Consider the following 13543-nt stretch of genomic DNA (forward strand, 5'->3'; position numbering starts at 1 on the left):
CGGGGCGCGGTGTGTGCGCACACCGGGGTGAGCGGCAGCGTCCGTCATGAACGCCCCGCAGCCCCACGCCCCGAAGGCCCCCAAGCCCTCAAGCTCCCAGTGCCTCAAGCTCGTTCTCAGCCCGCCAGGGTCTTGCGCAGGGCCTCGGCGAACCCGTTCGGGTCCTCCAGGAAACCCGCGTGGTCGCCCGGGAACTCAGCCGGTCGCACACCGAGCAGTTCCGCCAGCGCGACGGACGTCCGGTACGTGACCAGGCCCTCCGATGCGGCGCCGATCCCGATGACGACCCGGGTCGGTGCGGCCGTCAGCGCCGGGACGTCGGGCACGTAGTCGGCGGTGGCCCGCAGGTCGTGGCCGAAGAAGCGGTCGCCGTTGGCGACGTCCTGCGCCGAGGGCTCGCCGTGCGGGCCGGCGGGGGCCTCCTCGCAGACCTCCGCGTCGAAGCCCGCGCCGGTCATGAACTTCGCCCATGCCGCGCCCTGGCCCTCCCGGCGGTAGGTCCCGATGATGTCCTCGGTCAGGGCGCGGTGCTCGGCCGCGTCGGGAAGGATCTCCATGACGGGCGGCTCGTGCGCGACGAGCGTCCGGACCCGGTCCGGGTGACGGGTGACGAGCGCCAGCCCGGTCACCGCGCCGCCGCTGCTGCCGAACACGTCGGCCGAGTCGGCCCCGAGCGCGTCCAGTATCGCCGCCACGTCGTCCGCCCGCCGGTCGACCGTGGTGTCCTCGTCGGGGTCGTCGAGGGTGCTGCCGGAGATGCCCCTCGGGTCGTGGGTGACGACGGTGTGGTCGCCCGCGAGCGCGTCCGCCAGCGACGCGAAGGCCGCGGCCTCCATCGGCGACCCCATGAGCAGCAGCAGCGGCCCCGCGCCGCGCACCTCGTAGTGCAGGTGCGCGCCGGGTACCCGAAGAGTATGGATGGCGGTCATGCCGGTGGTCCTTCCTCCGTCGGCAGCCCGTGGCCGGGGTGCCGTTGTGATGACGGAGTTACGACTCCGGCCGCCGGGAAAACTCATCGCCCGGACCGGTCCGGGCGGGGGAAGTCCGGGCGGAGCCCGTTCGGGGGCTCCGTGTCACCCCGTGATCAGGGACTGGAGCGCGGGCGCGTACAGGTCCGCGATGTGTTCGGGGGTGGCGGCCGCGCCCGCGCCGTCGCGGTGGAGGCCGAGGGTGGCGCCGAGGCCGAGGAGGTGGCCGGCGATCAGCTCGGCGCGCAGGGCGCGTTCGGGGCCGGTGAGGCGGGCGGTCAGGGCCTCGGTGACCTGTTCGTGGAAGCGGTCGCGCAGCAGGGAGCGTTCGTCGCGGTTGCCGAGCGAGAAGACGACGCGCAGCAGCGGGTCGGTCTGCGTCTCCCGGCGGCTGTTCACCAGCGTCACCACCATGTGGCGGCCCAGGGCGTCGAGCGGCGCGTCGAAGAGTTCCGCGGCGGCGGGGCCGAAGTCGGCGACGGTGTCGAAGAGTTCGTCCTTGCGGCCGAAGTGCTTGACGACCAGGGAGGGGCTCACCCCCGCGTCGGCCGCTATCCCCCTGATGGTGACCTCGGCGTACGGGCGCTGGGTGAACGCCCGGCGGGCGGCGCGCAGGATGGCCCCCCGGCCGGTTCCCGGGTGCACGGCCGAGGCGGTTCCCCGGGCCGGCGCCGGTACGGTGGCCTGGCCGCTGGTCATGCGCTCTCCTGAGTCGGTACCTTCCGCGCCCCGTTGCCCGGTCCGCCCGGGACATCGCGGTTCCCTTCGACCGTACCCGCCGCGAGGACTCGGCGGCCCGGCAGGAACAGGGTGACCAGCAGTGCCGCGAGCGCCGCGCCCGCCGCGACCAGGAAGACCAGCTGGTACGCGTGGAGGGTCGGGGCCGTCCTGCCGCCCACCCGGAACGTGAGGCCGGTGAGGACGGCGGCCACCGTCGCGCTGCAGAGCGCCTGGCCGATCGACCTCATCAGCGTGTTGAGCCCGTTGGCCGCGGCGGTCTCGCTCACCGGTACCCCGCGCATGACCAGCGCGGGCAGCGCCGAGTACGCGATGGCCGTGCCCGAGGCGACGACCGTCGCACCGGCGACGATCAGCCAGAGGCTGTGGCTGGTGAAGTAACGCACCACGTAACCGGCCGCGATCACCCCGGCCGCCAGCAGCAGGCTGACCTTCGGGCCGTACTTCGCGGAGATCCTCGCCGAGACCGGTGAGAGCGCCACCATCATCACGCCGCCCGGCAGCAGACAGAGCCCGCTGACGACGAGCGAGGCGCCGAGCCCGTAGCCCGTCTCCTTCGGTTCCTGCACCATCTGCGCGGTGACCAGGGAGTTCGCGTAGAAGGCGAAGCCGATCAGGAGGGCCGCGGCGTGGGTGAGCAGGACGGACGGCCGGGCCGACACCCGCAGGTCGACCATGGGCGTCGGGACGCGCAGCTCGTACCTGCCCCAGACCGGTGCCACGACGACGGCGAGCACCAGCAGGCCCACCGTCCGGGCCGACGTCCAGCCCCAGTCGGCGCCCTGGGTGACCGCCAGCAGCAGACAGACCAGGACCCCGGAGAGGCCCAGCGCGCCGACCGCGTCGAAACGGCCGCGGGTGCGGAGCGACGATTCCGGTACGAGGCACAGCACCAGCACGATGTCGAGGACGCCGATCGCCCCGGACACCCAGAACATCGTGTGCCAGTCGAAGTGCTCGACGACGAGGGCCGCGACCGGCAGGCCGACCGCCGCGCCGATGCCGAGCGTCGAGCTCATCAGCGCCACGGCGGACAGCACCCGGGCGGGCGGGAGTTCGTCGCGCAGGATGCTGATGCCCAGGGGGACGACGGCGAGCGCCGCGCCCTGGAGGGCGCGGCCGGTGATCAGCACCCCGATGTGGGAGCTGGTCGCGCACAGCACCGACCCCGCCACCAGCACCACGAGCGAGGCGACGAGCACCCGCCGCTTGCCGTACATGTCGCCGACCCGGCCCAGGACGGGCGTGAAGACGGCGCCGGTGAGGAGCGTGACGGTGACCAGCCAGCTCGCGGCGGCCGGGGTCGCGCCCGTGAGGGCCGGGATGTGCGGGAGCAGCGGGACGACGATCGTCTGCATGACCGCGACCACGACGCCGCAGAAGGCCAGCACGCCGACGGCGAAGCGGGGGTGCGGGGCCTCGTCGGCGACGGTCGGGGCGGCGGTGGCGGGTATGTCCGCGGGCATGGCTCTCCGTACGGATGCGGGGCGGGCGGGTCCGGACGCGGGACGGCCGGGGCCCGGCACCGGGCCGGGGTGTACGCGTGTTCACCCCCAGGGTAAACGTCTGTGCACCCCCTTGGCGACGGTTGTCCCCGGCATCGGGTTAGCCTCGAAGAACCGGGCTCGGGCCCGGACTACCGAGACATGAAGGCGAAGGTGGCGGCGATGGCGAAGGTTCCGGCAGCGGCGGTGGCGGCGAGCGGGCTGGTCGGCGGCTACGCCGTGGCGCGATGGACCGGGAAGCGGCCGCTGGGCGGGGTGGCCCTCGCCGCCGCGGGCACCGCCGCCGCCTACGAGTGGAACCGGCAGGCGGGACCGCGCGCGGCCGTCGGGCTGACCACGGCGTACGTCGCCGCGTTCGCCGGTTCGCACCCGCTGGCCAAGAAGGTCGGCGCCTGGCCCGCCGTCTTCGCCGTGGCGGGCGGCATGGCCGCCGCGTCGTGGGCGGTCACCCGCCGGGTGGCCTGAACCGCTTACGCACCGGGCGGCCTGAACCTCGTACGGGGCAGGGGCTCCGAACCGCGTACGCGACGGCCCGTTGCCCCGCACGGCGCGGCGCGGCACGGATTCGTTGCCCCGCACGGCACGGAAGAGGGGCGGAGGCGCACCGGCCCCCGCCCCTCTTCTCCGTACTCCTACGCCCCCAGCGCCCAGGACACCGTGTAGATCAGCAGGCCCGCCAGGGCGCCCACCACCGTGCCGTTGATCCGGATGAACTGCAGGTCGCGGCCGATGTGGGCCTCGATCTTCTTCGACGTCTGGTCCGCGTCCCAGCTCGCGACCGTGTCGCTGATCAGCGACGTGATCTCCGTGCGGTACGTCGTGACGACATAGACCGCCGCGTCCTCCAGCCAGCCGTCCAGCTTCGCCTGGAGCCGGTCGTCCGTCGCCAGCCGCGCCCCCAGCCCCATCAATGAGGCCCGCGCGCGCAGCCGCAGCTCGCTCTGCTCGTCCTCCGCCGCCGCGATGATCATCGAGCGTACGGACGACCAGGCCGAGGCGATGACCTCCTGGACCTCGCCGCGTCCCAGGATCTCCGACTTCAGCCGCTCCACCCGGGCCCGGGTGTCCGAGTCCGTCTGGAGGTCGGACGCGAAGTCCGTCAGGAAGGTGTCGATCGAGGCGCGCGCCGGGTGCCCCGGCATGTCCCGCATCTCCGTGACGAACCGCAGCAGCTCCTTGTAGACCCGCTCCCCGATCCGCTTGTCCACGAACCGCGGCGTCCAGCCCGGAGCCCCGCCCTGCACCGCCTCCATCACCGAGTCGCCGTGCAGCACCAGCCAGTCGTGGGCGCGCGTGCAGACCAGGTCCACCACCTTGCGGTGGCCGCCGTCGGCGACGACCTTCTCCAGCATCTTCCCGAGGCCGGGGCCGATCTCCACCGCGTTCGCCCGGCGGGTGATCGCCTCGCCCACCACGGCCTGCACATCGGCGTCCCGCAGCACGGTCAGCGCGCCGCGCAGCGCGGTCGACAGCTCGGCGGTGACCCGGTCCGCGTGCTCCGGCTCGGCCAGCCAGGCACCGAGCCGCCGCCCGACGCCCAGGCCGTGGATGCGGCCCCGCACGACGTCGCCGGAGAGAAAATTCTCGCCGACGAAGGAACCCAGGGAGGCCCCCAGCTGGTCCTTCTTGGTGGGGATGATGGCGGTGTGCGGGATCGGCAGGCCGAGCGGACGCTTGAAGAGCGCCGTGACGGCGAACCAGTCGGCCAGCGCGCCCACCATGCCCGCCTCGGCGGCCGCGGCGACGAAGCCCGGCCAGCCGCCCACCCCCTCGTTCTTCGCCCAGGTGGCGAGTACGTACACGAGCGCGACCAGCAGGAGGAGGCCCGTGGCCGTGGTCTTCATCCGGCGCACGCCGCGCCGCTTCTCCTCGTCGGCCGCCGTGTACGCGAACGAGGCGAGGGGAGCCGGGCGGTCACCGGGCACGGTACGGGCCGCGCCCGCCCCCCGTACCGGCCGCCGCGCACCCCGCGCCTTTTCCGCCGGTCCGGATCGCTCCCGTTCCGGTCCGATCCTGGTCTCTTCCGGTCCGGTACCGGTCTGTTCCGGTCCGGCGCGGTTCTCTTCCGGTCCGGGTCGTTCCTCCGGTCCGGTCCGATCGATCCGTTCCATCCGCTCCACCCGTCCGCGTACGCCCCGATCCCGGTGCCCCGTACGCATTGTGCCTACCTGACCTACTCCCGGGCCGCACGCCGAGTTCCCGACGACCTGTCCCATCATGGGACCAGCACAATCGATCATGAGGAGACCCACCGACCATGCCCAGGCGCCAGGGGTATGCCCTGCTCATCGCCCTCCTGGCGGGCACCGCCGTGCTCGCCGCAGCCGTGGCGTTCACGGGCACCCTGCTGTTCTCCGGCGGCCGGCCGGCCCCGGCCGACGCCCCCGACGCCCGGCCCGCGGCCGGCGGCCCCGCCGCGCCCGCGCACTCCGCCGGGCTCTGGACCGCCACCTGGACGGCGGCCCCCATCGCCGGGGTCCCCGACACCGCCCACGGCAGCGCCCTGAACCGGCGCACCATCCGCAACGTCGTGCACACCAGCATCGGCGGCGACGCGGCCCGCGTCACCCTCTCCAACGTCTTCGGCACCCGCCCGCTGCACCTGGACCGCGTCACCGTGAACGCCCGCGCCGTGACCTTCGGGGGCGCCGTCCGCGCGACCGTCGCGGCGGGCGGGCAGCTCGTCAGCGACCCGGTCGTCGTCCCGGTCCCCGCCGACGCCGATCTCGTGGTCGCGCTGCGCACCTCCGCCCCCGAGGGCCCCGTCACCATGCATCCGGGCGGCCATCAGACCTCGTACGTGGACACCGCGTGGGGCACCTGGCGGACCGACGGCTGGCGCTACCTCACCGCCGTCGACGTGCGCACCCGGGCCGCCGCCGGAACGGTCGTGGCGATCGGCGACTCGCTCACCGCGGGCACCGGCTCCACCTCCGACACCAACAGCCGCTGGCCCGACGTGCTCGCCGACCGGCTGGGCGGCCGGTACGGGGTGGCCAACGCCGGCATCGCGGGCAACCGCATCCTGCGCGACGGCCGCGGCGTACGGGCGAGCGTCCGCTTCGACCGCGACGCGCTGGAGGTCGCCGGAGCCCGGACCGTCGTCGTCGCGCTCGGCATCAACGACGTGCAGAAGTCCCCGCAGGAGACCGACCCGCACCGCATCGCGGACGCCCTGCGGTCCATGACGCGGCGCGCCCAGGCGCACGGACTCCGGGTCGTGGGAGCGACGCTGATGCCGTACGAGGGGTTCCGCACCTGGACCCCCGCGCGCGAGGAGGTGCGGCAGCGGGTCAACGAACTGATCCGGGCGGGCGGGGTCTTCGACGCCGTCGTCGACTTCGACGCGGCGGCCCGTGACCCCCACCGCCCGACGCGGCTGCGGCCCGCCTACGACAGCGGCGACCATCTCCATCTGAACGACGCGGGCTACCGGCTGCTGGGCTCGACGGTGGACCTGACGACCCTGGTCCACGAACGCCCCGTGTCCGACGAGCTCTGAACGACCGGGGCGGGGGCGGTACGGGCGGGGCGGGCGGTACGTACGGACGCAGGCGATACGGGCGGGGGCGAAGGAGACCCGCACCGCGCGCCCCGGCCCGCACCGGTCTCCACCCCGTCCCGACCTCCGGCCCGGACCGCCCCGACCTCGGCCCGGCCCGTCATCCCCCGGCCCGGACCTCAGTCCCCGGGCCGGTCCGAGGAGCCGGGGCCCTTCTCCAGGCGGCCCCGGCCGCTCTCGCGGTCCAGTTCCCGCAGCCGCTCCAGCTCCGCTTCCTTCAGCCGCTGCTTCTCCGCCTTGCTCCGCTTGCGCTCCACACCGACGCCGCCCATCAGCGCGAAGCCGGTGATCCGGACCCGCGGGGAGTCCGGCGACACGATCCCCTCGTCCTTCGAGGACTCGCCGAAGCCGCCCATGATGCCGATGCCGCGGACCTCGACGTTCAGCTCCGGCGGAACCGTCACGTGCATCCCGCCCATGATCGTGAAGCAGCGGATGACCACCTCGCGGTCCTCGAAGTTCGCGTCGCGCAGGTCGATCTCGCCGCCGCCCCACATCGAGAACGCGGTGAACTTGCGGGCCACCGTCCAGTTCCCCCGGCGGCCGAACCCGCCCCAGAACGCGAACGCGCCGCCCGACGTGGCGGGCTTGCCGACCCGGTCCGCCCAGCTCGCCGCCGAACCCGTCCGCGCCGGACCCCGGGCACCCACCGGAGCCACCGCCGTGCCCGGCGCCGGGAGGTCCCGGACCAGCGGCTCCAACTCCCCGCGCGTGCGCGCCCCGTAGGCCGCTTCGAGCCGCTGCTCGAACTCCTCCATGTCCAGCCGGCCCTCGGCCACCGCCTCACGCAGGGTCTCGGCGACGCGCTCGCGCTCGGCGTCGGAGGCACGCATTTCCGGAAGGTCACTTGTCATACCGCGCAGCCTATTGAACGGGCGCGCTCCCGTCACAGCTCCCCATGCCGGTCCCGTCACAACTCCTCATGCCGCTCCCCGGTCCGACCCGCCGGAAGCGGGGCCCCGCCCGTCCGATCCGGGCCCCGTCCGATCCGGGCCCCGCCCTCCGGAGCCGAGCCCTACCTCTCGGCGGCCGACTCGTACATCTTCGCGATCACGGCCTCGATGTCCGGCTCCCGCACCGACAGATCGACCAACGGGTAGTCGGCGGCGATCTCGGCGACCAGCGGGGCCGCCGACTCCGAGGCGGGGAAGGCCAGCCACTGCCGCGGCCCCTCCACCTTCACGTTGCGGACCATGGGCGCCGACTCCAGGGTGATCGGCGGGAGTTCGCGCTCCAGATCGACCACCAGCGTCCGCTCGCTCCGGCCCACCTCGTGCAGACCGGCGAGCGCACCGTCGTACATCAGCCGGCCGTGGTCGATCACCATCACGCGCTTGCAGAGCTGCTCGATGTCCGTCAGGTCGTGGGTCGTGAGGAGCACCGTCGTACCGCGTTCGGCGTTCAGGTCCCGCAGGAACTGGCGCACCTTGGCCTTGGACACCACGTCCAGGCCGATCGTCGGCTCGTCCAGGTACAGCACCTCGGGGTCGTGCAGCAGCGCCGCCGCGATGTCGCCGCGCATCCGCTGCCCCAGCGAGAGCTGCCGCACCGGAACGTCCAACAGCTCGCCCAGGTCCAGGAGTTCGACGCAGCGCTCCAGGTTCTCCCGGAAGCGGGCGTCGGGAATCCGGTACATCCGGTGCACCAGCCGGTACGAGTCGCGCAGCGGCAGGTCCCACCAGAGCGTGGTGCGCTGTCCGAACACCACCCCGATCCGGTGCGCCAGCCTCGTGCGCTCCCGGGACGGGTCGATGCCCGCCACCCGCAGCCGGCCGGCGCTCGGGGTGAGGATGCCGGTCAGCATCTTGATCGTGGTCGACTTCCCCGCGCCGTTCGGGCCGATGTAACCGACCATCTCGCCGCGCGCGACCCGGAAGCCGATCGAGTCGACCGCCCTCACCTGGCGGCGCTCGCCGCGCATGAAACCGGTCCTGCGACGCACGTCGAAGACCTTCTCCACGCCGTCCAGCTCGATGAAACCGCTCCCGGGCCCACCCTCGGCGCCCGCTTCCCCACCTGCCTCCACACGTGCTCCCGTTCCGGCTTCCGTATCGATTTCCGCGTCCATGTCCACCGCCCCGCCTCGTTCGTCGTCGTGCGTCAGCTTCCTGTGCTGCGGTACGCGCGCAGGCCCATGCGCCAGGCCGCTCCCGCGGGCAGCAGGCACAGGCCCGCCACCACCGGGGGCAGGAACGCCACCCATTCCGGCAGGCCCACCGGGTACTCCCGGCCCAGGACGTACAGCGCGGGCAGCCAGTTCACGAAGGCCAGCGGCACCACGAAGGTCACCCCGCGCACCAGGTCCTTCGCGAAGATCGTCGGCGGGTACTGGAGCAGGGTGTTCCCGCCGTACGTGAAGGAGCTCTGCACCTCGGCCGCGTCCTGCGCGAGGAACTGGAACGCCGCCCCGGTCACGAACACCGCGGCGAAGATCGCCGTCCCGCTCAGCAGCATCATCGGGATCATCGCCGCCTTCAGCGGCGTCCACTCGACGTCCAGCGTCACCAGCGCGTACCCCAGCACCAGCAGCCCCTGGAGGATCCGCCCCACCCTGCGCAGCGCGAACCGGTCCGCCGCCACCTGCGCGAGCACCGGCACCGGCCGTACCAGCAGGGTGTCCAGCGTGCCGTCGCGCACCCGCCGCCCCAGCCGGTCCATCGACCCCAGCAGCAGGTCTGCGAGACCGAAGGCGGTGCCCGAGGCCCCGTACAGCAGGGCGATCTCGGGCAGGGTGTACCCGCCCAACGCGTCCACGTGCGAGAACATCAGCAGGATCGTCACGAAGTCGAAGGCCGTCGCCGCGAAGTTCCCGAACGCCGTCATGGCGAACGAGGCGCGGTACGCCATCGTCGAGCGCAGCCACATCATCACGATCAGCCCGTACGCGCGCAGCCCCTCGACGAGGCCCGGCCGTTCGGCGAACACCACCCCCGGCCCGCCCGCGAGACCCCCTCCGGCCGTGCCGGCCGTCCCGGTCCCGTCGGCCGTCCGCACCGCACCGCTCGTGTCAGCCACCCTGGACCACCACCCTCCTCGTCGCCACCGACTGCACCGCCCGGCCCACGAGCAGCAACGCCACCGCCCAGCCGGCCTGGAACCCGTACGCCTCCACCAGACCCCACCCCGTGCGCTTGCCGAGGAACACGTCGACCGGCACCTGGAGCAGCGAGGACCAGGGCAGCGCCCGCGCGATCTCCCCCAGCACCCCGGGGAACAGCGTCAGCGGGAGCAGCATCCCGGAGAAGAACATCCCGGCCAGCCACGCCATCTGGGCCGCCCCCGCCCCGTCCAGCAGCCAGAACGCGCTGAGCGCCACCAGATAGCGGATCGCGAAACTGACCACGACGCCGAGCGCCACCGAGACGAGGAAGGCCAGCCAGTTCAACGGGTCGGAGGGCAGCGCCAGCTCGAAGGCGAGCGCCCCCACCAGCAGCGGCACGATGCCGCGCCCCAGCAGATGGAACGCCGCCCTGCCCAAGTCGCCAGCGAGCCACCACAGTTGAAGGTCCACCGGCCGGTAGAGGTCCACCGCCACGTCCCCGGTGCGGATGCGCTCGATCAGCTCGTCCTCGAAACCGCCGCCCATCATGGCGCAGGTCATCAGCAGCGCCTGCCCCAGCCACACGTAGGTCAGCGCCTCGGACATGTCGTAACCGCCGAGCTGCGGACGCTCGTCCCACAACGCCGTGTAGGTGTAGGCCAGGATGAAACCGAAGACGGTGTTGGTGAAGACGCCCGCCGCCGTGGCGGTCCGGTAGGTGGCGTAACGCCTGAACCCTCCCGCCGCCACCACCGCGTAAAGCCGCACCGCATCCACCACCCATCAGATCGGGTGCCCAACGGCCTCGGACACCAAAGCGCACGACCCTAGTGCAGCCGGGACGGCCGCCGCGACCGCTTTTCGGAGGTCGATCCGGTGGTTGTTCCGAAGAAAAGGGCACTATGGGGGAAGTGACCGCGTCCGAGGAGTCCGTACGGAAATGAGCGACGAGCCACAGCAGCCGAACGGGGAACGCGAACCCCGGGGCTGGGCCCCCAGGGACCCGGCCTCCCACGACGCCCCGGGCGGCAGGGCCGCCCCCGGAACCGACGGGACCGGCCCCGAAAGCGGCGGGACGAAGAAACCCGGGCGCCCCGAGCGCACCGGCTGGCGCCGCGCCGTCCCCACCTGGCGGATGACCCTCGGCGCCGTCCTCCTCCTCGCCCTGCTCCTGATCGGCGGCTTCATCGCCGGGTACGAACTCGTCGACATCCCGCCCGCCAACGCCAGCGCCACCGCGCAGTCCAACGTCTACCTCTACGAGGACGGCAGCACCCTCGCCCGCTCCGGCGAGGTCAACCGGGAGAACGTCAAGCTCGCCCAGGTCCCCCTCACCGTCCAGCGCGCCGTCCTCGCCGCGGAGGACCGCGACTTCTACTCCGAACGGGCCGTCGACCTCAAGGCCATGACCCGCGCCGCCTGGAACACCCTCACCGGCAAGGGCAAACAGGGCGGCTCGACCATCACCCAGCAGTACGTCAAGAACTACTACCTGGGCCAGGAACAGACCCTCGTCCGCAAGGCCAAGGAGTTCTTCATCGCGGTCAAGCTCAACCGCGAGGAGTCCAAGGACCAGATCTTCGAGGGCTACCTCAACACCAGCTACTTCGGCCGCAACGCCTACGGCATCCAGGCCGCCGCCCAGGCCTACTACGGCAAGGACGTCGACGAGATCACCACCGCCGAGGGCGCCTACCTCGCCTCCCTCCTCAACGCCCCCAGCGCCTACGACGTCGTCGTCCACCCCCAGAACAAGGCCGCGGCCCTCGGCCGCTGGAACTACGTGCTCAACGGCATGGTCAAGGAGAAGTGGCTCACCCCGGCCGACCGCGCCGCCATGAAGTTCCCCGTGCCCGGCAAGGTCAAGCCGTCCACCGGACTCGCCGGACAGCGCGGCTACCTCGTCCAGGCCGTCGAGGACTACCTCACCAGCAACAAGATCATCGACGAGAACACCCTGGCCACCGGCGGCTACCGGATCACCACCACCCTGGAACGGAAGAAGCAGGACGCCCTCGTCGAAGCCGTCGACGACAACGTCATGTCCCAGACCGGTCCCGACCGCCCGGCCGACCGCAACGTCCGCGTCGGCGGCGCCTCCGTCGACCCCCGCACCGGCCGGGTCGTCGCCATGTACGGCGGCATCGACTACACCAAGCAGTACGTCAACAACGCCACCCGCCGCGACTACCAGGTCGGCTCCACCTTCAAGCCCTTCGTCTTCACCTCCGCCGTCACCAACCGCTCCACCACCCAGGACGGCCGCCGCATCACCCCCGACACCGTCTACGACGGCACCAACAAACGCATGGTCCAGGGCCCCGACGGCCCCACCGGCTACGCCCCCGCCAACGAGGACGACATCAGCTACGGCCCCATCACCGTCTCCACCGCCACCGACAAGTCCGTCAACGCCGTCTACGCCCAGATGGCCGAGGACGTCGGCCCGGCCAAGGTCAAACAGACCGCCATCGACCTGGGCCTCCCCGAGAACACCCCCGACCTCACCGCGTACCCGTCCAACGCGCTCGGCGTCGCCACCGCGAGCGTCCTCGACATGGCCGAGGCGTACGCCACCCTCGCCAACCACGGACGGCACGGCGCGTACACCCTTGTCGTGAAGGTCACCAAGAACGGCGAGGACGTCGAACTCCCCGACCGCCGCACCACCGAACAGGCCGTCCCCCGCGAGGCCGCCGACACCACGACCGCGATCCTCCGGAGCGTCGTCGAGGGCGGCACCGGCACCGCCGCCCAGGCCGCCGGCCGCCCCGCCGCCGGCAAGACCGGCACCGCGGAGGAGGACAAGGCCGCCTGGTTCGCCGGCTACACCCCCGACCTCACCACCGTCATCGCCGTCATGGGCCAGGACCCCGAAACCGGCGTGCAGAAGCCGCTGTACGGAGCGCTCGGCCTGGCCCGCGTCAACGGCGGCGGCCCGCCCGCCCGGGCCTGGGCCCAGTACACCGAGGCCGCCCTGCGCGGCACCGAGGCCCGGGACTTCGACCTCGACCTGGAGAGCGGCGTCGAGGAACCCCTCCCGCCCACCGACGAGGAAACCGGCCCCCAGGACACCGGAACCCCCACCGAGTCCACCCCCAGCACCCCGGCCGGCACCCCCGGCAACACCCCGCCGGACACCCCCACCGCCCCCGGCAACAGCGAACCGGCCACCGGAGGCACCGACACCGGCTCCCCCACCGACGGCACGACGGACAACGGCGGCGCGCAGAACGGCGGCGGGGACAACGGCGGCCCCCAGGGCGGCGACAACACCGGCGGGAACGACAACGGAGGCGGGAACGGGGGCGGAAACACCGGGGGCCCCGGCGGCTACGGCTTCGCCCCCGGCAACCGAGGCACCCCGGCACCGGGCCCCGCCCCCGCCTCCGGCCCCGGTCAGTGACCCGAGGTCGCCTTCAGCCCCACGACGGCGACCAGCAGCAGGCAGACGAAAAATATCCGGGCGGCGGTCACCGGCTCGTTCAGCACCACCATGCCGAGCACCGCCGCCCCGGCCGCGCCGATGCCGACCCACACGCCGTACGCCGTACCGATCGGCAACGTCCTGGCCGCATGGGACAGCAACACCATGCTCGCCACGATCCCGAACCCCGTGAACACACTCGGCCACAGCCGGGTGAACCCCTCGGTGTACTTCATCCCGATCGACCAGCCCACTTCCAGCAGACCGGCGACAACGAGCAGGACCCACGCCATGACGGCACCT

Annotated in this window: 12 protein-coding genes; 3 read left to right on the plus strand and 9 right to left on the minus strand. The window is 72.8% G+C overall.

Annotated features, from left to right (window positions below; all coding sequences use genetic code 11):
• Positions 1-116 precede the first annotated feature (116 nt).
• From ACFYW1_RS19580 to ACFYW1_RS19590, 3 genes are all read right to left on the minus strand, one after another.
• Positions 117-929 (minus strand): alpha/beta fold hydrolase, encoded by an 813-nt coding sequence (locus ACFYW1_RS19580; RefSeq protein ID WP_388994214.1) that lies wholly within the window; start codon positions 927-929, stop codon positions 117-119.
• Positions 930-1073: 144 nt separating this feature from the next.
• Positions 1074-1667, minus strand: a complete 594-nt coding sequence (locus ACFYW1_RS19585; protein WP_388994217.1) for a TetR/AcrR family transcriptional regulator — start codon at positions 1665-1667, stop codon at positions 1074-1076.
• Complete coding sequence (locus tag ACFYW1_RS19590; protein ID WP_388994220.1) at positions 1664-3172, minus strand: MFS transporter; 1509 nt, start codon at positions 3170-3172, stop codon at positions 1664-1666. The genes ACFYW1_RS19585 and ACFYW1_RS19590 overlap by 4 nt, the downstream gene beginning before the upstream one ends.
• A gap of 201 nt (positions 3173-3373) precedes the next feature.
• On the opposite strand from ACFYW1_RS19590, the gene ACFYW1_RS19595 reads away from it, so the two are divergent.
• Positions 3374-3676 (plus strand): hypothetical protein, encoded by a 303-nt coding sequence (locus ACFYW1_RS19595; protein WP_388994223.1) that lies wholly within the window; start codon positions 3374-3376, stop codon positions 3674-3676.
• Between the two features lie 167 nt (positions 3677-3843).
• Here the strand turns inward: ACFYW1_RS19595 and ACFYW1_RS19600 are convergent, their stop codons facing one another.
• The gene (locus ACFYW1_RS19600) at positions 3844-5322 is read right to left on the minus strand and encodes a DUF445 domain-containing protein (protein WP_388994226.1); all 1479 of its coding nucleotides are present in this window, start codon (positions 5320-5322) and stop codon (positions 3844-3846) included.
• Positions 5323-5468: 146 nt separating this feature from the next.
• Here ACFYW1_RS19600 and ACFYW1_RS19605 point away from each other — a divergent pair, with 146 nt between their 5' ends.
• A complete protein-coding gene (locus ACFYW1_RS19605; protein ID WP_388994229.1) occupies positions 5469-6713 on the plus strand; it encodes an SGNH/GDSL hydrolase family protein in 1245 nt (414 codons plus the stop codon).
• 179 nt (positions 6714-6892) lie between these two features.
• On the opposite strand, the gene ACFYW1_RS19610 is transcribed toward ACFYW1_RS19605, so the two are convergent.
• The 4 genes from ACFYW1_RS19610 to ACFYW1_RS19625 all read right to left on the minus strand — a co-directional run bounded on the left by ACFYW1_RS19610 (position 6893) and on the right by ACFYW1_RS19625 (position 10581).
• Positions 6893-7606 (minus strand): DUF1707 domain-containing protein, encoded by a 714-nt coding sequence (locus tag ACFYW1_RS19610; protein WP_388994233.1) that lies wholly within the window; start codon positions 7604-7606, stop codon positions 6893-6895.
• Positions 7607-7788: 182 nt separating this feature from the next.
• Complete coding sequence (locus ACFYW1_RS19615) at positions 7789-8841, minus strand: ATP-binding cassette domain-containing protein (RefSeq protein ID WP_388994236.1); 1053 nt, start codon at positions 8839-8841, stop codon at positions 7789-7791.
• Between the two features lie 32 nt (positions 8842-8873).
• The gene (locus ACFYW1_RS19620; protein WP_388994567.1) at positions 8874-9701 is read right to left on the minus strand and encodes an ABC transporter permease; all 828 of its coding nucleotides are present in this window, start codon (positions 9699-9701) and stop codon (positions 8874-8876) included.
• 79 nt (positions 9702-9780) lie between these two features.
• Entirely contained in the window at positions 9781-10581 is an 801-nt protein-coding gene (locus ACFYW1_RS19625; protein WP_388994240.1) for an ABC transporter permease, read from the minus strand.
• Between the two features lie 172 nt (positions 10582-10753).
• Between ACFYW1_RS19625 and ACFYW1_RS19630 the strand changes: the two genes are divergently transcribed.
• On the plus strand, positions 10754-13219 hold the full coding sequence (locus ACFYW1_RS19630; protein WP_388994243.1) for a transglycosylase domain-containing protein: 2466 nt from the start codon (positions 10754-10756) through the stop codon (positions 13217-13219).
• Here the strand turns inward: ACFYW1_RS19630 and ACFYW1_RS19635 are convergent.
• Complete coding sequence (locus tag ACFYW1_RS19635) at positions 13213-13533, minus strand: DMT family transporter (RefSeq protein ID WP_388994246.1); 321 nt, start codon at positions 13531-13533, stop codon at positions 13213-13215. The genes ACFYW1_RS19630 and ACFYW1_RS19635 overlap by 7 nt on opposite strands.
• Positions 13534-13543: the final 10 nt, after the last annotated feature.

Origin of the sequence: Streptomyces sp. NPDC002669, assembly GCF_042889165.1 — a bacterium.
Classification (GTDB): Bacteria; Actinomycetota; Actinomycetes; order Streptomycetales; family Streptomycetaceae; genus Streptomyces.